20 protein-coding genes are annotated in these 18,189 nt (G+C 60.9%); 7 read left to right on the forward strand and 13 right to left on the reverse strand.

All coding sequences use genetic code 11. The annotated features are described in order from the left end of the window. The 5 genes from AC1ECN_RS13685 to AC1ECN_RS13705 all read right to left on the reverse strand — a co-directional run bounded on the left by AC1ECN_RS13685 (position 1) and on the right by AC1ECN_RS13705 (position 5,325). Positions 1-1,071 (reverse strand): ABC transporter ATP-binding protein, encoded by a 1,071-nt coding sequence (locus AC1ECN_RS13685; RefSeq protein ID WP_018070791.1) that lies wholly within the window; start codon positions 1,069-1,071, stop codon positions 1-3. A 9-nt stretch (positions 1,072-1,080) separates the two neighbouring features. Beyond that, complete coding sequence (locus AC1ECN_RS13690) at positions 1,081-2,160, reverse strand: ABC transporter ATP-binding protein (protein ID WP_024320211.1); 1,080 nt, start codon at positions 2,158-2,160, stop codon at positions 1,081-1,083. A gap of 41 nt (positions 2,161-2,201) precedes the next feature. After that, positions 2,202-3,713, reverse strand: a complete 1,512-nt coding sequence (glpD, locus tag AC1ECN_RS13695; RefSeq protein WP_130657738.1) for a glycerol-3-phosphate dehydrogenase — start codon at positions 3,711-3,713, stop codon at positions 2,202-2,204. A gap of 120 nt (positions 3,714-3,833) precedes the next feature. Further along, positions 3,834-4,310, reverse strand: coding sequence for a DeoR/GlpR family DNA-binding transcription regulator (locus AC1ECN_RS13700; RefSeq protein WP_477953210.1), 477 nt, complete (start codon positions 4,308-4,310; stop codon positions 3,834-3,836). Between the two features lie 97 nt (positions 4,311-4,407). Beyond that, complete coding sequence (locus AC1ECN_RS13705) at positions 4,408-5,325, reverse strand: DMT family transporter (RefSeq protein ID WP_130705746.1); 918 nt, start codon at positions 5,323-5,325, stop codon at positions 4,408-4,410. A 73-nt stretch (positions 5,326-5,398) separates the two neighbouring features. Here AC1ECN_RS13705 and AC1ECN_RS13710 point away from each other — a divergent pair, with 73 nt between their 5' ends. Both AC1ECN_RS13710 and AC1ECN_RS13715 read left to right on the forward strand, forming a co-directional pair. Then, a complete protein-coding gene (locus AC1ECN_RS13710; protein ID WP_130764488.1) occupies positions 5,399-6,328 on the forward strand; it encodes a LysR family transcriptional regulator in 930 nt (309 codons plus the stop codon). 174 nt (positions 6,329-6,502) lie between these two features. Continuing rightward, positions 6,503-7,590 (forward strand): IS3 family transposase gene (locus AC1ECN_RS13715; RefSeq protein ID WP_104891200.1). Its coding sequence is split into 2 segments (ribosomal slippage): positions 6,503-6,764 and positions 6,764-7,590, totalling 1,089 coding nucleotides; the frame shifts between segments, so codons are not numbered across the junction. Here the strand turns inward: AC1ECN_RS13715 and AC1ECN_RS13720 are convergent. Both AC1ECN_RS13720 and AC1ECN_RS13725 read right to left on the reverse strand, forming a co-directional pair. Next, positions 7,518-8,036 (reverse strand): GNAT family N-acetyltransferase, encoded by a 519-nt coding sequence (locus AC1ECN_RS13720; protein WP_477953380.1) that lies wholly within the window; start codon positions 8,034-8,036, stop codon positions 7,518-7,520. The genes AC1ECN_RS13715 and AC1ECN_RS13720 overlap by 73 nt on opposite strands. Positions 8,037-8,137: 101 nt before the next feature. Continuing rightward, positions 8,138-8,659, reverse strand: coding sequence for a DUF992 domain-containing protein (locus AC1ECN_RS13725; protein WP_027688723.1), 522 nt, complete (start codon positions 8,657-8,659; stop codon positions 8,138-8,140). Between the two features lie 592 nt (positions 8,660-9,251). Between AC1ECN_RS13725 and AC1ECN_RS13730 the strand changes: the two genes are divergently transcribed. Beyond that, positions 9,252-9,500, forward strand: coding sequence for a hypothetical protein (locus tag AC1ECN_RS13730; RefSeq protein ID WP_477953213.1), 249 nt, complete (start codon positions 9,252-9,254; stop codon positions 9,498-9,500). Positions 9,501-9,520: 20 nt separating this feature from the next. Further along, positions 9,521-9,886 carry an EF-hand domain-containing protein gene (locus AC1ECN_RS13735; RefSeq protein ID WP_027688721.1) on the forward strand — a complete coding sequence of 122 codons (366 nt, stop codon included), beginning with the start codon at positions 9,521-9,523 and terminating at the stop codon, positions 9,884-9,886. A gap of 73 nt (positions 9,887-9,959) precedes the next feature. On the opposite strand, the gene AC1ECN_RS13740 is transcribed toward AC1ECN_RS13735, so the two are convergent. The 4 genes from AC1ECN_RS13740 to AC1ECN_RS13755 all read right to left on the reverse strand — a co-directional run bounded on the left by AC1ECN_RS13740 (position 9,960) and on the right by AC1ECN_RS13755 (position 12,992). Beyond that, positions 9,960-10,124, reverse strand: a complete 165-nt coding sequence (locus AC1ECN_RS13740) for a DUF1328 domain-containing protein (protein WP_003549551.1) — start codon at positions 10,122-10,124, stop codon at positions 9,960-9,962. Positions 10,125-10,222: 98 nt separating this feature from the next. Next, positions 10,223-10,813 (reverse strand): hypothetical protein, encoded by a 591-nt coding sequence (locus AC1ECN_RS13745; protein WP_020397458.1) that lies wholly within the window; start codon positions 10,811-10,813, stop codon positions 10,223-10,225. Between the two features lie 60 nt (positions 10,814-10,873). Then, complete coding sequence (locus AC1ECN_RS13750) at positions 10,874-11,266, reverse strand: VOC family protein (RefSeq protein ID WP_018484069.1); 393 nt, start codon at positions 11,264-11,266, stop codon at positions 10,874-10,876. Positions 11,267-11,369: 103 nt separating this feature from the next. After that, complete coding sequence (locus tag AC1ECN_RS13755; protein ID WP_130689095.1) at positions 11,370-12,992, reverse strand: ABC-F family ATP-binding cassette domain-containing protein; 1,623 nt, start codon at positions 12,990-12,992, stop codon at positions 11,370-11,372. Between the two features lie 206 nt (positions 12,993-13,198). On the opposite strand from AC1ECN_RS13755, the gene AC1ECN_RS13760 reads away from it, so the two are divergent. Next, a complete protein-coding gene (locus AC1ECN_RS13760) occupies positions 13,199-13,528 on the forward strand; it encodes a DUF6665 family protein (RefSeq protein WP_029767499.1) in 330 nt (109 codons plus the stop codon). A gap of 105 nt (positions 13,529-13,633) precedes the next feature. Continuing rightward, a complete protein-coding gene (locus AC1ECN_RS13765) occupies positions 13,634-14,503 on the forward strand; it encodes an aldose 1-epimerase family protein (protein WP_477953216.1) in 870 nt (289 codons plus the stop codon). A gap of 45 nt (positions 14,504-14,548) precedes the next feature. On the opposite strand, the gene AC1ECN_RS13770 is transcribed toward AC1ECN_RS13765, so the two are convergent. After that, the gene (locus AC1ECN_RS13770; RefSeq protein WP_130775632.1) at positions 14,549-16,138 is read right to left on the reverse strand and encodes a DHA2 family efflux MFS transporter permease subunit; all 1,590 of its coding nucleotides are present in this window, start codon (positions 16,136-16,138) and stop codon (positions 14,549-14,551) included. A gap of 24 nt (positions 16,139-16,162) precedes the next feature. Continuing rightward, the gene (locus AC1ECN_RS13775; RefSeq protein ID WP_477953219.1) at positions 16,163-17,347 is read right to left on the reverse strand and encodes an HlyD family secretion protein; all 1,185 of its coding nucleotides are present in this window, start codon (positions 17,345-17,347) and stop codon (positions 16,163-16,165) included. A gap of 136 nt (positions 17,348-17,483) precedes the next feature. Here AC1ECN_RS13775 and AC1ECN_RS13780 point away from each other — a divergent pair, with 136 nt between their 5' ends. Beyond that, on the forward strand, positions 17,484-18,131 hold the full coding sequence (locus tag AC1ECN_RS13780; RefSeq protein WP_477953220.1) for a TetR/AcrR family transcriptional regulator: 648 nt from the start codon (positions 17,484-17,486) through the stop codon (positions 18,129-18,131). Positions 18,132-18,189: the final 58 nt, after the last annotated feature.

The raw sequence follows: 18,189 nt of genomic DNA on the forward strand, positions 1-18,189 counted from the left end.
TCAAGCCTCCGGTCCGGCGCGCCAAGAGTCGGCATAGATACTGATACCCGATGGCTCGAAGGTCACCCGAGGATCAGCCGGAATGTCCTCGTCCTCAGGGACGACGATCGCGATCGGCTGGCCGGCAAACTGCGCGCGGACGATCTTCTGCCGGCCGATATCTTCCACCTTGCTGACGGTCACAGGCATGCCCTCGCGGCCGATCCGAACAAACTCGGGCCGGATTCCAAGCTCTACCTTGGCCGCTGCCGAAGTCTTTGGCGCATAGTCGAGCGTCAGCGCATGCTCGCCGACCCGAACCGTGCGGCCTTCCACCTTGGCTGGCATGAAGTTCATGCCCGGAGAACCGATGAAGTAGCCGACGAAGGTATGGCTCGGACGCTCGAAGAGCTCGGCCGGCGTGCCGATCTGCACGATCTCGCCATCGTACATCACCACGACTTTGTCGGCGAAGGTCAGCGCCTCCGTCTGGTCATGCGTGACATAGACCATGGTAAAACCGAACTGCTTATGCAGCCGCTTCAGCTGCGATCGCAGCACCCATTTCATATGCGGATCGATAACAGTGAGCGGCTCGTCGAAGAGAATCGCGTTCACATCCGAGCGCACGAGGCCGCGGCCGAGCGAAATCTTCTGCTTTTGGTCCGCCGTCAAACCGCGCGCGCGACGCTTGGCCCAGTCTGCAAGATCAATCATCTCCAATATTTCGCGGACACGACGATCAACATCAGGCTCCGCGACTCCGCGGTTGCGCAATGGGAAAGCCAGATTGTCATAGACGGTCATCGTGTCGTAGATGACCGGAAACTGGAATACCTGCGCAATATTTCGCTGCTGCGTCGGCAGGTTCGTAACATCCTGTCCGTCGAAGAGAATTCGCCCTTCGGAGGGCTGAATAAGGCCGGAAATGATATTGAGCAGCGAGGTTTTTCCGCAGCCTGAAGGTCCGAGCAGCGCATAGGCACCGCCATCGTTCCACTCGTGGTGCACTTCCTTGAGAGCGTAGTCCTTCTCGCTCTTCGGGTTCGGCCCATAGGCATGTCGAATATGATCGAGGGTGATACGTGCCATGATCTTCTCCTAGCCCCCCTGCCTGGCAGTGGTGATCGCCCGGCCGTCCGCGCCGAACGCCATCAGGTGGCGCGTATCGATGAAAACGGAGAGATCCGTGTCCGGGTCGACATTGTGGATGCCGTGCGCAAGCATCACCCAGCGGGTGTCGGCAAATTGCAGATGCACGAAACTTTCCGACCCGGTGATCTCCGAAATCTGTGTCCGTGCTGTCAGCCGCGCCGAATCAGCCGTCTGGGCGGTTGGTGCAAGATGATGGGGGTGAAACGCGATCGTTGCCGGCCCGTCTGGCACGTTCTGAAGATGCCGCGGCACGGCAAAAATCACAGCGCCGTCGCGCAGGAAATTGCCTGCCGATTTGATGAGATCAATAAAATTCAGCGGCGGATCGGCAAAGGTTTTCGCCGTCGTCAGATCGAGCGGATGGCGATAGACCTCGACCGTCGGGCCAAACTGGGTGATCCGGCCCTCGCTGAGCGCTGCCGTATTGCCGCCCAGCAACAAGGCTTCGGAGGGTTCCGTCGTGGCATAAACGAAGATCGCGCCGGACAGGGCGAAAATGCGCGGCAATTCCTGCCGCAGTTCCTCGCGCAGTTTGTAATCGAGATTGGCGAGCGGCTCGTCCATCAAAACAAGGCTCGCATTCTTCACGAGTGCACGGGCAAGCGCCGTGCGCTGCTGCTGGCCGCCCGAGAGGTTGAGCGGCGTGCGATCGAGATAAGGGGCGAGTTTCAGAAGTTCGGCAGCCTTGCGTACCTCCAGATCGATGATCTTGGCATCCTTGCCGGCAATCCGCAGCGGCGAGGCAATATTCTCGTAGACCGTCAATGCCGGATAATTGATGAACTGTTGGTAGACCATGGCGACATTGCGCTTCTGCACCGGCATGCCGGTAACATCGGCGCCGTCGAAATGGATCGAGCCGCCTGTGGGACGGTCAAGCCCCGCCATCAGCCGCATCAGCGACGTTTTACCCGCGAGCGTCGGCCCGAGCAGGACGTTCAGCGTGCCCCGCTCGAGAACCAGATCGGTCGGATAGATATGATAGTCCGCGCCCACCATCTTGGCGGCGTTTCGCAGTTCCAGCATTCCTGTTCCCGTGCCTCCACGCAGCGGGGACCACATGGCTCCTACCCGGCCATCGCCGGCATGGCAGCCATGTACTCCTCCAGTGACTGGGCCTGCTCCTTCGAAAGGCGCAGACCATCCTTTGTTCTCCTCCACAGCACGTCTTCGGCGTGCCGGGCCCATTCATGTTCGACGAGATAGGTGACCTCTGCCTCATAGAGATCGCCACCGAAGAGCCGTCCGAGATCGTCGATACCGCCGGCATCGCCAAGCAGCAGCTCCGCCTTGGTGCCGTAGCGCCGCACCAGGCGGCGGGCATGCCGATCGGCGAGGAACGAATAACGCCGCTTCAGCTTGTCAACCTGTGTCTCGTAACCGCGGACCGGGAAGTCGCCGCCCGGCAGATGGCTTTTGGCCGTCCACGGAGCGCCCTTGACGCCGATTGCGGCACCGATCTTCTCCAGCGCATGTTCGGAAAGCCGGCGATAGGTGGTGAGCTTGCCGCCGAAGACGTTGAGCAGCGGCGCGGCACCTTCGCCTTCCAGCTTCAGCACATAGTCGCGCGTCGCCTCCTGCGCCTTCGAGGCGCCGTCGTCATAGAGCGGCCTGACGGCTGAATAGGTCCAGACGATATCCTCCGGCCTGACGGGCTCCTTGAAATATTCCGACGCCGCATTGCAGAGATAGACCGTCTCCTCCTCCGAAATCCTGACATCCTTGGGATCGGCGGTGTAATCGCGATCCGTGGTGCCGATCAGGGTGAAGTCGCCCTCGTAGGGGATGGCGAAGATGATGCGGTTGTCGGGATTTTGGAAGAAATAGGCTCTCACATCGTCGAACTTCTTCTTCACGACGATGTGGCTGCCCTGGACGAGGCGGACATGGTGGGCTTCGTTCTGGCCGAAGGCGGAACGGATGACATGATCGACCCAGGGACCGGCGGCATTGACCAGCATGCGCGCCTGATGGCTGTCATTGCGGCCGGTGAGGGTATCGGTGGTCTCGATATGCCACAGGCCGTTCTCGCGCCTTGCCGACACCACCTTGGTGCGCGGCATGATCGTTGCCCCTTTGTCGGCGGCGTCGCGGGCGTTCAGCACCACCATGCGGGCATCGTCGACCCAGCCGTCGGAATATTCGAAGGCCTTGGAAAACAGCGCCTTCAGCGGCTTGCCGGCCGGATCGCGGCGCATGTCGAGCACGGATGTCGGCGGCAGCAGCTTGCGACCGCCGAGATGATCGTAGAGGAAGAGGCCGAGCCGGATCAGCCAGGCCGGACGGATGCCGCCCTTGTGGTAGGGCAGCACGAAACGCAGCGGCCAGATGATGTGCGGCGCCATCGCCCAGAGGATCTCGCGTTCCATCAACGATTCACGCACCAGACGAAACTCGTAATGCTCGAGGTAACGCAGGCCGCCATGGATCAGCTTGGTGGCGCCCGACGAGGTGCCCGAGGCGAAATCGTTCATCTCCGCCAGCGCCACCGAATAGCCACGCCCAACGGCATCGCGTGCAATACCGCAACCGTTGATGCCGCCGCCGATGACGAATATGTCGTGAATATTTCGGCCCAATTCCCCCTCCGAGCCCGCTGTCGATTTCGCATCGCACAAAATTTGCGCAATTGCGAAAGTGACATCAGTTAAAACGAAAGAGATCCGAATGTCAAACGAATGTTTGGTGGAGGTGGCTGTCTAGCGAAATCTGCCGTTGGTTTCGATTAGTTTCACATTGTTTTCGAGGCAGAGATTGCGGATCGACGGCACCGGACAGTGATCGGTGATGAAGGTATGAACCTGGGAAAGCTGGCCGATCCTGACTGGTGCGGTGCGTTCAAACTTCGTCGAATCGGCAACGAGAATGACATGTCGGGCATTGGCGATGATCGCTTGAGCGACCTTCACTTCGCGAAAATCGTAGTCGAGAAGCGCGCCGTCAATATCGATCGCCGACGCGCCGATTACGGCATAGTCGACCTTGAACTGGCGGATGAAATCGACGGCCGCCTCACCGACGATCCCGCCGTCCGAACCGGCATCGCAGAGATCGTTCAGGTCCTTGCGGATCGTCTGCGGCGTCACCGAAAAGCGGGAGGCGAGCTCCTCGACCAGAACCCTGCCGCTCGATTTCGCAATCGCCACGATTTCGGTTTGCCGGTCGGTCAAAAACATGAGCGTGCGCCTTTCGATCTGCTTTCGTTTTAAAGAAAGCGAACGGCGGCGCAATGCCTAACTGTTATCAATCCGCCTTCACCGCCCGAATTTGACGCTACCGCTTCCGCATGACGTTGACGACCAGCACGCCGAAGATTGCCATGACGCCGCCGATTGCGCCGAGCACGGTCGGTGTTTCGCCCAGCCAGACGAACCCGATCAGCGTGGCGACCGGCGGAACGCCGTAGAGGAAATTCGAGGCGCGGGCGGCCGTCAGCCGCTTCAGGGCGATCGCCCAGGTGAGGTAGCCGATCGCGGTCGGGAAGATGACCAGATAGGCAACGCCCCAGTTCACTTCCGCCGGTGCGGCGGCCAGCGCCTGGATCGTCGCCGGAACGGCTGGAAACAGCGGCACGGAACCGATCAGCAGGATCCAGGCAGTGACGGCAAGCGCCGGCAGCCGCCCGAGCAGCGGCTTCTGCAACACGCTGGCGATCGCTGAGCAAAGCGCTGCGCCAAGGATGAGGACGGCATTTGGATCGAGCTTGAAACCGCCGTCGGAGGCGACCGCAATCAGCGCCACGCCGCCGAAGGAAACCGCGGTGCCGGCCCAGCCCCAGCGGCCGAAGCGCTCGCCGAGTGCGAATGTGGCAATGAGGGCGGTGAAGACGGGCATGGTGTTGATGATGAAGCTCGCCGGTCCCGCCGCAACGGTCTGCTCGCCAGTGTTCAGCAGAACCGCATAGGCGGCAATGAAAAGCACGGCAGCAACGGAGAGGCGGACGAAATCGCGTTTTTCCGGCATCGGCCGGTAGATAACGAGATAGACGAGGGCGATGACGCCGGCTGCCACATAGCGGGCCGTCGCCAGTTCGATCGGCGTCAGCGGTCCGAGGCAGATACGGATCACCACGAAGGAGGACGCCCAGAAGAGGATGGTGACGAGGATCGCCGAAAAGGCCACCAGATCAAACCCGCCTTGCTGTTTCGTCGAAATCGGTGCGCTTGCTGCCATGCTCATTTTCGCCTCCATATGTTCCTGCGACAGTGGATTAGGCCTTCGATGAGTGCTTGAAAAGCATCGCAATCGATGATCAAATGTGCGTATGGTTCACAGCTCGCCAGTGCTTCCGCCGCTCGATACGCTCGAGACCTTTGCCCGTGCCGCCCGGCTCGGATCGTTTTCGGCCGCGGCGGAGGAAAGCGGCATCACCCACGGGGCGGTATCTCGGCAGGTCTCGCGCCTGGAGCGCTGGATGGGTGTGCGCCTGTTTGCGCGCGAAGCCCGGGGCGTGCGCCTGACGCCGGAAGGTATGCGGTTCTTCGCGCGGGCGGAGGAGGCACTTGCGCTCCTCGGCAATAGCGGCGAGCGCTGGCTGCCTCGTCGTAACAAGGTGGTGGTGCGCCTTTCGGTGACGCCCTCCGTCGCCTCTCTATGGCTGTTTCAGCGCCTGCCGAAGCTCGAAGGAAACGAGCTGCATGTCGAGCTGACGCTCGAACACCGGCTGGCGGATTTCGGCGAAGGCACGGATCTCGCCATTCGTTGCGGCAAGGGGCCGTGGGCCGGCGTGCGTGCCCTGCCGCTCTGGCAGGAGAAATCGTTTCCGATCGCCGCCCCGATGCTGGCGGACCGGCTCGGGCAGCGCTCCGATGCCCTTTCGCTACTCGAGATGCCAATCCTGCATGATTCGAATATTGAAGGCTGGCGCCGCTGGCTCGCCCGTGAGGGTGTCGACTATACGCCGCGCGGCCACGACCGGCGCTTCGAGGACTATAATTTGGTGATCGATGCCTGTGCGCAGGGGCTCGGCATCGCGCTCGCGCGCCCGCCGCTGTCGGATGCCGCGCTGGCGGCCGGGCGCGTCGTTGCCGTGTCGGAGCGGACGCTCGATTACCATGTGGCCTTTCACCTGATTAGACCGGACGATGCGCTTAAAAGCCCTGCCATCGAATTCGCCAGCCGCTTTCTGCGCGAGGCCGGCCATGACGAGACAACGATTGCCGCCTTTGTCGCACCCGGTAGGGTGAAAGCGTAGGCCAAAAGCCCAGCGGCGGCTTCGGCCATCGCTGGTCGCTACCCCTCCGAAATCTTCAGGCGCATTTCCTTCGCCAGTTCGAAACCAGCGGCCCGATAGACGGGGTAATCCCCCCGCAAATTAACGGGCTTCAAAAGTAGAATTTTCTCGGGCTTTATGATCGAGGAGATTTTGATGAAGACGAGCAGATTCAGCGAACCCCAAATCCTTGCCATCCTGCGCCAAGCAGAAGGCGGCGTTCCTGTGCCGGAGTTATGCCGGGAACACGGGATGAGCACTGCTAGCTTTTACAAGTGGCGTTCGAAGTATGGCGGCATGGACGCCTCGATGATCAGCCAGATGAAGGCTCTGGAGGATGAGAACCGGCGGCTGAAGAAGATGTATGCCGAGATGAGCATGCAGGCAGAACTGCTGAAGGAAGCCTTGGGAAAAAAATAACACGGCCGTCTCAACGCCGAGAGATGGCCGGGAAAGCAGTGGCGTTGCACGGGGTGAGCATTGCGCTTGCCTGCCGCACCTTCGAGGTCAGCGAGACCTGCTATCGTTACAGCGCCAAGCTGAACGACGAGAACGAGCAGATCGCCGATCTCCTGATCGGACTGACGCGGGCAAAGAAGACTTGGGGCTTTGGCCTGTGCTTCCTTTACCTGCGGAATGTCCGAGGACATCGCTGGAACCACAAGCGCGTATACCGCATCTACCGTGAGCTGGAGTTGAACCTCAGGATCAAGCCACGCAAGCGTTTGAAGCGGGACAAGCCCGACGCTCTGACTGTGCCGGATGCGCCGAACCTGGTCTGGTCAATGGATTTCATGGCGGATCGTTTGGAAGACGGCAGGCAATTCCGGCTGTTGAATGTCCTGGACGACTTCAATCGCGAGGGGCTGGGCATTGAGGTGGACTTTTCGCTGCCTGCTGAACGCGTCATCCGCAGCCTGAACCAGATCATTGAATGGCGAGGCAGACCATTCGCCATTCGTGTGGACAACGGACCTGAGTATGTCAGTGGCAAACTGATGGAATGGGCAGCAACGCAAGGAATTGCTTTGAGCCACATCCAGCCCGGAAAGCCGCAACAGAATGCCTATGTCGAGCGCTACAACCGCACCGTCCGACATGAATGGCTTGACCAGTACATCATTGAAAGCATCGAGGAGGCGCAGGAATTCGCCACGCAGTGGCTATGGACCTACAACAACGAACGGCCCAATATGGGCATCGGCGGCATAACGCCCGCACAGAAACTGAAAATGGCCGCGTGATTTCTACTGCTGAGCCCCGTTAAGAATGGGGGGATTACCACGGGTTCGCCTGGATCCGAGGCATGAATGACGACGGTGGTGCAGCCAATCGACTTCAGATAGTCGACAGCCTTGTTGGTCAGCGCCAGTGCGATGCCGCGCCGGCGGAAAGCGTCTCCGACATAGATGGACCATATGTAACCGTGCAGCCGCTGTTCCGGCCGGATGACCTCCGGAAACGGCGATTGGTGCAGCTGGCAGGATGCGGAACCGGCAATGTCACCGTCGACGATGGCAAGGAACGAGGTCAGCCGGCGCTCATCGCGACCGCTTCTGATGAACGACAAGATCCGTGCCGCTGCATCTGGCCTGTAGTGTTCCGGTGGTGTGCCGTAGCTGTCCCAGATCTTCAGATAGTGCCCCACCAAGACCTCGTCCTCGTCGGGCGTTGCTATTCGAATATCCATGATGTCGTGATCCGGCTTGGGCGTGCGAGGGCGCAAAATCGCTCCTCAGAAGAGGTGGGCGCCCCCTTGCCGCCCTGCGGCAGGAGGCGCCAAAAGGCATATCAATTCGCTGCCGTCAGCGTCATCGAGGCACTGCCGGCCGCAACGTTGAGGCCGAGCTGACCGGTGAGGCTGACCGTCTGCAGATGGATCGAACCGGAGGTGCCGCCAATCAGGAGATTGGCGCCGACACCGGCGCCGAGCGTTGCTTCGGCGGTGGCGCCGACATAGAGGCCGGCGAGCGATCCGCGGTGATAGCCGGCCGTCGGCGCAAACACCGCCCAGATCAAGCGGCTGCGCGTGGTGAAGCCGAGGTCGATGCCAAGTTTTCTCACTTCGCCGGTATAACGATCCGAAAGTTCGTTGCCGACAATCGACTGAAAGATGCAATCAGCTTCCTTGGATGAACCAAGCACATAACCCGTGCCGCCACCAATATCGCAGGTGAGGTAGCCGATTTTCACGCCATTGCGCAGGTCCGGCTCTTCATATGTCCTCGTGACGAGGTCAGCGGCATTGACCGCCCCTGCGCCAACAAGCGTCAACGATACCGCGGCAAACGCCGTCGCAACAATTTTCTTCATAAGTCTCTCCTTCTCAAATCGTGACGGGAGCATACCCGGCTACTCGCCACCAGATTCGGCAACAGATAACGGACGGAACCGCAAAACGGATCCCGAACCGGCATCATTTACGCATCGCCTGTCAAAGCGCGTGGGAGGGCGCTAGCGACAAACACAGTCACGGTTCAGCCCCCATTGGGACATTTCGAAGGCATCTTTTCGCGTCATCCGGTTATTTCACGATGTTGTCAGCGATGGTTGCCGGAAAGGCACGATCCTGATCGCTGTCAACTCTCAACGAGCGGTATCATGCACATCGCAGGGACCCCTATTTGCATAGGCAATCGATGATCGCGCAGGTTGCCATGCCGTATAGATAGCTGTACTATTTTTGAAATACTCTCCATGCGACACTGTAACTGGAGAGGAAACGGCATGATGTCTTGGCATTGCCGCAGAATTTCCGCTTGTTTTCCGGAATTCTGCTTCTGTTCGAACAGAAACTAAGTCTGAATTTGAGAAATATAATCAGGCGATATTTTCGCGGGGGCCGGACAATCGCACGCCCGCCGATCTCTATTGGAGATAGCGGGCAATTTATCGGGAGGGAAAGATGCGCATACGCAGGACAAATATCATACTGGCGGGATGCCTTGCCGTCTCCGCCTGCCAGTCCGGGCCGACGTCGCCGGCCGTCTCGGATCGTAATTCCGAATTCGGCTGCATCGCGGGAACCGTCGGCGGCGCGATTGTCGGTGGCTTGATCGGCAGCACGATCGGCGCCGGAACCGGGCAGGTACTTGCTGTCGGCGCCGGCATCGGCGGCGGCGGTTACGTCGGCAACCGGCTGGCTTGCCGCTAATTCGGGAGGGAGATCACGCGATGAAAACCTTGGCTTTGGTGACCACATTCATATTGTGCCAATGCGTTGGCGCAATGGCGCAGCAACCGCAGCCGCAACAGCCCGGATCGATGTATCAGGGCCAGATGGACCGGCTTGACGCAAATACCAGCAAGACGATCGACCGCTCGGAATACGAAACCTTCATGGGCACGGCTTTTGTCAGCCTCGACAAGAACAAGGACGGAAACCTGCAGGCCGGCGAGACGGTGCAGATCCTGTCCGTCGAGCAATTCACCCTGACGGACGCCAACCATGACGGCCGCATCAACAAAAGCGAGTTCATGCAGCGGGTGATGGCGGATTTCGCGACGGCCGACCACGACCGGAACGGAAACCTTCAATAGTCAATGAAATGCAACGGTACAGAAAAACCCGGCGAAGTGTTTCGCCGGGTTTTTAACGCTCGATCTGTCCGCGTCATACTTTTCGCATCAGCCGCATGACGAGCGATACGACGAACAGCACCAGGAAAATGAAGAACAGAACCTGGGCAATAGAAGCTGAAGCGCCTGCGATGCCGCCAAATCCGAGGACGCCGGCAATCAAGGCCACAACGAGAAATACCAGAGCGTAATAAAGCATCGCGATCTCCTTTGCGTTTGCTGCGGAGATAACGGAGACGGCCCGGTTTGGTTCCCTGCCCGCCTTGAGGCGGTGCACCGGTCTTCGGATAAGCTTATTCAGCCGAAATGAAACACGCCTTTGTACATCCGGTCGCCTTCAGTCGGCTCGGGAGGCTCGGCGGCATCGAGATAGGTCTTGAGCGGTCCGGTCAGCACGAACCAGACACTCGCGCCCAGCAAGAAATAGGCTCCCACCGGATCGTCGATACGGGCGATGAAGGGAAGGCAGGCGGATGCGAAGAGAACAATGATCCGCACCGACCACTCCGCCTCGCGTTTGGCGATGGCACGTGCTCTCAGCGACTTGTATTCCCGGGCGCCATAGGCGCTTCCTCGTGCCTTTACCGCCGAAAGCAGTTTTCGCGCGGAAGGCAGCGCCAGCATGATCAGGGCGACGACGCTGAGTGCGAAAGGCTTGCCCGACATGACCTGCCCGCTCGCAAAGAACAGAAAGGAGAGCACGACGAGATTCCATGTCGGCTCCAGCAGCTCCGGCGGCTGCCGCGTGCGGATGTGCCAGCTGCGCAGCAAGCCCGCCGCGCCGTGCAGTAGCGGCTGATCGATATAGCGATTGATCCAGTCCATGCGGATGCGCCCGTCCCCGATTGCATGAAGAGGGTTCCGAACACCACGGAATTTGGTCATCATCGTGGCAAGGCGGTCGCAATATCCACCATTGAGCCGACTTTCGTCCTTGGCGACCACAGCCTAATGCAGTTCTTGCGCGATTTCCCAGACATGGCCCGACGGATCGGCGAAGGCCGCGGTGCGGCGGCCCCAGGGACGATCGATGGGACCATTGAGCAGGGTGACGCCAAGTTTGCGCAGCTCCGCACAGACCGCATCGACGTCATCGACCCTGATCGTCAGCAGGATGCGCGCGCCGGAACCCGGTGCCGCCACCGCCGATGGCTCGACCAGTTGCGGCGCTTCCGTCGCCCTGAGCAGGTTGACCATCGTCCCTGAGAATTTCAGCACCGAGGACACCGCGTCCTCATAGACGGACGCAGGTGCAAAGACCTTCTGGTAGAAGGCTTTGGCTTCGTCGATATCATCGACGAACAGGGTGATAACCTCGATCCTGTCTAACAGCATGGACATCTCTTCCTCCGTTGCTCCGGCCATTCAGTCGATAGCGCCGGCCGGCTCTCTGCTGGTCGCTTCGAGCCTCACGGTTTCGACATGCCGCCGCAAAAAAAAGCCGTCAGCTCCTGAGGCCGGGCGCCTCGTGGCCGGTGCGAGCCACATATTCCGTGTAGCCGCCGCCATATTGGTGGACACCCTCGGGCGTCAGTTCCAGCACCCGGTTGGAGAGTGCTGCCAGGAAATGCCGGTCGTGCGAGACGAAGAGCATGGTGCCCTCATATTGCGACAGCGCCTTGATCAGCATTTCCTTGGTGTCGAGGTCGAGATGGTTCGTCGGCTCGTCGAGCACGAGCAGGTTCGGCGGGTCGAACAGCATGATCGCCATGACCAGCCGCGCCTTCTCGCCGCCGGATAGGACCCGGCACCGCTTCTCGACATCGTCGCCGGAGAAGCCGAAGCAGCCGGCCAGCGCGCGCAAAGGCCCCTGCCCCGCCTGGGGAAACTGGTCTTCCAGCATCTGGAAGACGGTGCGTTCGCCATCGAGAATATCCATGGCGTGCTGGGCGAAATAGCCCATCTTGACGCTGGCGCCGAGCGCAACGCTGCCCTGGTCTGGCGCGGTGGAACCCGTCACCAGCTTCAGCAGCGTCGATTTGCCGGCGCCGTTGATGCCCATGATGCACCAGCGCTCCCGCCGCCGCACGACGAAGTCGAGCCCCTCATAGATGCTGCGGCTGCCGTATTTCTTGTGGACGTTCTTCAGGTTGACCACGTCCTCGCCGGAGCGCGGCGCCGGCTGGAACTCGAAGGAAACGATCTGGCGGCGCTTGGGCGGCTCCACCCGGTCGATCTTCTCCAGTTTCTTCACGCGGCTCTGCACCTGCGAGGCATGCGAGGCGCGTGCCTTGAACCGCTCGATGAACTTGATTTCCTTGGCGAGCATCGCCTGCTGGCGTTCGAACTGGGCCTGCTGCTGTTTCTCGTTCTGCGCCCGCTGCTGCTCGTAGAATTCGTAGTCGCCGGAATAGGCCGTCAGCGTGCCGCCGTCGATTTCGATGATTTTGGTGACGATGCGGTTCATGAACTCGCGGTCGTGCGAGGTCATCAGCAGCGCGCCCTCGTAACCTTTCAGAAATTCCTCCAGCCAGATCAGGCTTTCCAGATCCAGATGGTTGCTCGGCTCGTCAAGCAGCATGACGTCGGGGCGCATGAGGAGAATGCGGGCGAGCGCCACGCGCATCTTCCAGCCGCCCGACAGCGCGCCGACATCGCCGTCCATCATCTCCTGGCTGAAGCTCAGGCCCGCGAGCACTTCGCGGGCGCGGCCCTCGAGCGCATAACCGTCCAGCTCCTCGTAGCGCGCCTGCACCTCGCCGTAGCGCTCGATGATCTCCTCCATGTTATCGGCCTGTTCGGGATCGGCCATGGCCGCCTCGAGCTCGCGCAATTCGCCGGCAACGATGCTGACAGGACCTGCGCCATTCATCACCTCGGCGACGGCGCTGTGGCCGGCCATTTCGCCGACATCCTGGTTGAAATAGCCGATGGTGACGCCCTTCTCGCAGGAGACCTGCCCCTCGTCGGGCTGCTCCTCGCCGTTGATCATCCGGAAGACGGTCGTCTTGCCGGCGCCGTTCGGGCCGACGAGACCGATCTTCTCGCCTCTGTTGAGCGCTGCGGACGCCTCGATGAAGAGGATGCGGTGGCTGAGCTGCTTGCTGATATTTTCGATACGGATCATGGTTTGCGCGGGAGCCTGGAGAAGGAGATTTTAGCGCGCTTATGCCATGCGGGGAAACCGGGGGATAGCCCTGTTTCCCACCCTCTCCATGTCAGGAGCATGATGCTGAAACTGTGAGCGGTTTTCGGACGATATCATAGTCACCTTCTTTAATTTTGGGCCGGATTGGCTAATATTGTGGCTCGCGCCAACGGAGACCTGTGCCAATGAGCGTTCGTCCGCCGCAATCCTTCAGACAATCCGAGCAGGATAGAAACGGCTTCAACGTCCTCGAATACGAGTTGATGTCGGAACGCGCGGATTCGCTCGGACGTCACGGGCTGAAGGTGGAGACTGCCCTTGCCGCCCTGAAGGCCTGGACTGCCGACCGCCAGAGCGGCGAAGACCGCGAGAGGCTTCTCAACGACGCATCCGACGCCGTCTGGGCGTTCTTCATCCAGCGCGAGATCTGCGGCTTGCGGAACAACCGCGACGCCATCCAGCGCTACGGCATCCCGAACGAAGTGATCGCGAGATTGGGCGCGATCAGGAAATGACGAGGGCAGCGGCTGCTGTGCTGCCGTCCCGCCTCTCTATTGGGTGGAAATCCCCCGTGCGGAACGGTATGGCTTGGTGCCGCACCAATTCGAAAGGGAAACGCGATGCCAATCTCCATCCGGATCGGGAATCAGGATCTCACCGTCGATGTCTCCTCCCTCGGCGCCGAGATGCAGGCGCTCAGGTCAAGCGACGGACGCTCGTGGTTATGGACCGGTGACGCGGCCTTCTGGACCGGGCGGTCTCCGATCCTGTTTCCGATCGTCGGCAAGGCGCCTGATGACAAGATCGCGATCGACGGCACGGTCTATCCGATGTCCCAGCATGGTTTTGCCCGCCGCAGCGAATTCGCGCTTGCGGCCTCCTCCGAGACGATGTGCCGGTTCGAATTGGTCGCCTCGGATGCGACGCGAGCGGTCTATCCGTTCGAATTTCAGCTGGCCGTCGTGCATGCGGTCGAGGGCCGCGCGTTGACGGTMACGGCGGAGGTCATCAATCGGGACCCGAAGCCGATGCCGTTCGGCCTCGGCTTCCATTCGGCCTTCGCATGGCCATTGCCCGGTGCTGCCGGCCGCGACCATATCGTCATGCTCGACAATGAAGGCGAGCCGGCACTGGTGCGGCTGGGAGGTGGTCTCATCAATCCCGCGCCCCTACCCTCGCCATTCGATGCCGGCCGGCTGGTGCTCGATCATTCGATGTTCGAGCAGGATGCGATGATCTTCCCGCGTGGTGCGGGCGAAGGCTTGAGTTACGGCGCCGAAGGCGGGCCCACCATGCACTTCCATTTCGAAAACCTGCCCAACCTTGCGCTGTGGACCAAGCCGGGAGCGCCCTTCCTCTGCATCGAGCCTTGGCATGGAACGGCCGCGGAAGCCGGGGGCTCCAGCGAGCTATCGAAGAGGCCATCGACCACGATCCTGGCGCCGGGCGCCGTGGCGAGCTTTTCCTTCACGGTCGAAATCCCGCAATAAAAGACAGCAGAAGGCGCTCGCCGGGAAGTCCGGTGAGCGCTAGTTTCAGTGAGCGCCGGCGCCACCGCCGGCCCGCGGTTTTTGGGTGAGCAGCAGGGCGACGGCTGCAATGGCAAGAACCACGCCGATGACGGCGAAAGTATCGGCAAAGCCGAGGATGAGGGCCTGGCGTTTGACGACCTGGCCAAGCGCCACGACCGCTTTCTGGGCTGCGACGGCATGGTCGGAAACACCATGCTGCAGGAAGTAGCCGGTCAATTGGTCGAGACGGGTGCGAACTTCGTCACGGCCGAGCGTCACCGACTGGCCGATGATGTTCGAGTGGAACTGCTCGCGTTTGGTCAGCACCGTGCCGAGTGTTGCCGTGCCGACGGCGCCGCCGAGATTGCGCAGCATGTTGGTCAGGCCCGAGGCGGCGGCAGCATCCGAAGGGGCGATGCCGGCGGTGGTGATGGCGGTGATCGGCGTCAGCACCAGGGCTTGGCCGATGGCGCGAACAATGTTCGGAATCCAGAACTGGTCGCCTGCGGTATCGGCCGACAGCGTAATGTTCATGAAGCAGCTGATCGCGAAGATCGAGATGCCGAGGAAGCCGATGTAACGTGCATCGAAGCGCTTCATCATCATCGGGACGAGCGGGATCAGAAGCAGCTGCGGCAGGCCGGTCCAGGCCAGCACGTTGCCGATCTGCTCGGCATTGTAGCGCTGCACCTGGCCAAGATATTGCGGCAGGATATAGACGGTGCCGAAGAGGGCGACGCCGACCAGCACGTTGACGGCAACGCCGATGCCGAAGTTGCGCTGCTTCAGCAGGCGCAGCTTGACCAGCGGCTTTTCCACCGTCAGCTCGATCCAGATGAAGGCGACGAGGAAGACGAAGGCGAGGATGCTGAGCTTGACGATGAAGGGTGAGGAGAACCAGTCCTCCTTGTTGCCTTCTTCGAGCACCGTCTGCAACGCCGAGAGGCCGATCGCCATGCTGATGATGCCCGCCCAGTCACCTTCCCTCAGCAGGCCGAGCTGCATCGGCTGCTTGTCGAGCGTCAGGGCAAGGGCGACCGCCATGATGGCGCTCGGGATGGCGTTGATGAAGAAGATCGTCTGCCAGCCGTAATTTTCGGTAAGATAACCGCCGATGGTCGGACCGATCGCCGGTGCGAAGGTGACCGAGAGCGCGAAGGCCGCAAGGCCGAGCGGCTGCTGGTGTTTCGGCAGCTTGGTCAGCACCATGGTGAAGGCCATGGGGATCAACACGCCGCCTGCAAAACCCTGCAGGCCGCGCAGCACGATCATCGTGCCGAGATCATGGGCGAAGGCACAACCAATCGAAAACAGCGGGAAGAGCACGGAATTGACGAGGATATAGCGGCGGAACGAGAAGACGCTGCTGAAATAGGCCGTCAGCGGAATGACGACGATCTCGCCGATCAGGTAGGAGGTCGAGATCCAGGCGCCGTTGTCGACACCCGTCCCGATGCCGCCCTCGATGTCGAGCAGGGAGGCATTGGTGATCTGGATATTGAGGATCGCCATGAAGGCGCCGATCATGCCGGCGAGAACGGCGATCCATTCCCTGGTGCTGGCGCCGGTTTTCGGCTGCGGGAGGGCGATTGTTGTTGCTGCGATGGTGGACATGACACGAACTCCTCGTCCCCCGGCCTAGCTGCGGTCGTTCTTGGTGTCGATGCTAGGCTGGACCGACATGCCGGGGCGCAGGTCGCCGTTTTCGGCGGCGTCGCCGTCGAGCACGATCTTCACTGGAATGCGCTGGACGACCTTGGTGAAATTGCCGGTGGCGTTGTCGGGCGGCAGCAGGGCGAATTCCTGGCCGCTTGCCGGCGCGAGGCTATCGACATGGCCGTGATAGGTGCGGCCCGGGAACATATCGACCTCGATATCGACAGGCTGGCCGGCCTTGACGTCGGTGAGCTGGGTTTCCTTGTAGTTGGYGATGACATAGGCAGCCGTCGTCGGCACGACCGACATCAGCTGGGTGCCGGCCTGGACATATTGGCCGACGCGCAGCGTCCGGTTGCCGACGGTGCCGTCAACAGGAGCTGATATCGTCGCATAGGAAAGGTTGAGCTCGGCCTGATGCTGAACGGCCTGGCTATTCGCAAGTGCTGCCTTTGCCTGGGCAAGCTCGGCATTCAACAGGTCGACCTGCTTGACGGCGGCGTCGAGTGAGGCGGTGTCGCGGATAATGGTGGCCTGGGCGGCAGCGATCTGCGAGGCGGCCTGTTGCGCCGTCTGGACCGGGGCATAGCCGCTGGTGGCAAGGTTCGAATAACGCTTGTTGTTCTGCTCGGCAAAGGTCTCGTTGGCGCGGTCAACATCGACGGTCGCGCGGGCTGCAGTAATAGTCGACTGCTGGATATCGAGCGAAGCCTGCTTTGCGTTGACGGTGGCCTCGGCTGCGGCGACGTCGGCTTTGGCCTGATCAAGGGCCGTTCTGAAGTCGCGGTCGTCGATGCGGGCGAGCGGCTGGCCGGCCTTCACGGTCTCGTTGTCCACCACGAGGACTTCGGCGAGATAGCCGGAAACCTTCGGAGCGATGGTGCTGCTGTCGGCCTTCACATAGGCATCGTCGGTCGAGATATGGAAGCGGCTGACCGTCCAGTAATCATGGCCGTAATAGGCACCCGCGGCGATCAGCGCGAGTGCGGTGGCGCCGAGAAGCAGGGAGCGGCCGCCGCGCCTGCGGGCGGGCTTTTCTTCGGCAACGGGGGCGGCGGCCTCAGTGATGCGCGGCGGCTTGCCGGCGTCGAGGCTTGCGGGAGCGGCTTCGGCGGTGGTTTCGACGGCGGTATTGTTGTTCAAGGCATGCAGCTTCTTGATGGTCATTGTCTCTCTCCGGATGACGGGTCGCCGTCTCTTGGGCTGCGGCCTCTGAATTCAAGTGAAATCCTATTTAGGAAACTTGATGTTTTCCAAAATATGCACTATAAAATGGATGTCAATGGGAATTTGGAAAATCATCATGGTCCAAAATCAACAAATTGAGAGAAGGCCGCGCGGAAGGCCGCAGATACGCTGTGACGACGACACCAGGAGCCTGATCGTCGAAGCAGCGGATACTCAGTTTCACGAGAACGGCTACGCGGCGGCAAGCATCGCCACGATCGCCCAGGAGGCTGGTGTTTCCACAAAGACCCTCTACCGGCTGTTCCCGACAAAGGCCGATCTCTTCGCGAGCGTGGTCTCCGAGCGTATCAGCCGCTTCCTGCTGGCGCTCGATCCCCCGATGCTTGCCGCCGCCGATCTGAGACAAGGGCTGGAGCGCATGCTGATGGCCTATGGCATGCTGACACTTTCAGAAGATACGGTCACCATCATGCGGCTCGTCATCGCCGAGTCGGACCGTTTTCCGGAGATCGCTACGTCCTTCTACGAACAGGCGATCCTGCGCACCAATGCGCTGATGGAAAACTGGCTGCGCCTGCAGGTCGACCGCGGCCTCATTGCACTCGACGATCCGCATTTGGCCTGCGGCATGCTGCGCGGCATGATGGCCATGGAGCCGCAGCGCGCGGCGATCCTGCGCCAGGAGCCGCCGCCGAAGATCGAGGCGATCCAGGCGCGGGCGAAGATGTGCGCCGATCTTTTCCTGAAAGGTTGCGCGCTCTGAAGCATCGCTCGGGCTTCAGAGCGCGTTGGTTTTTCTTACGAGCGAGCCGGCGCGTGAA

It is taken from the genome of Rhizobium sp. 01N447_2 (genome assembly GCF_056399245.1).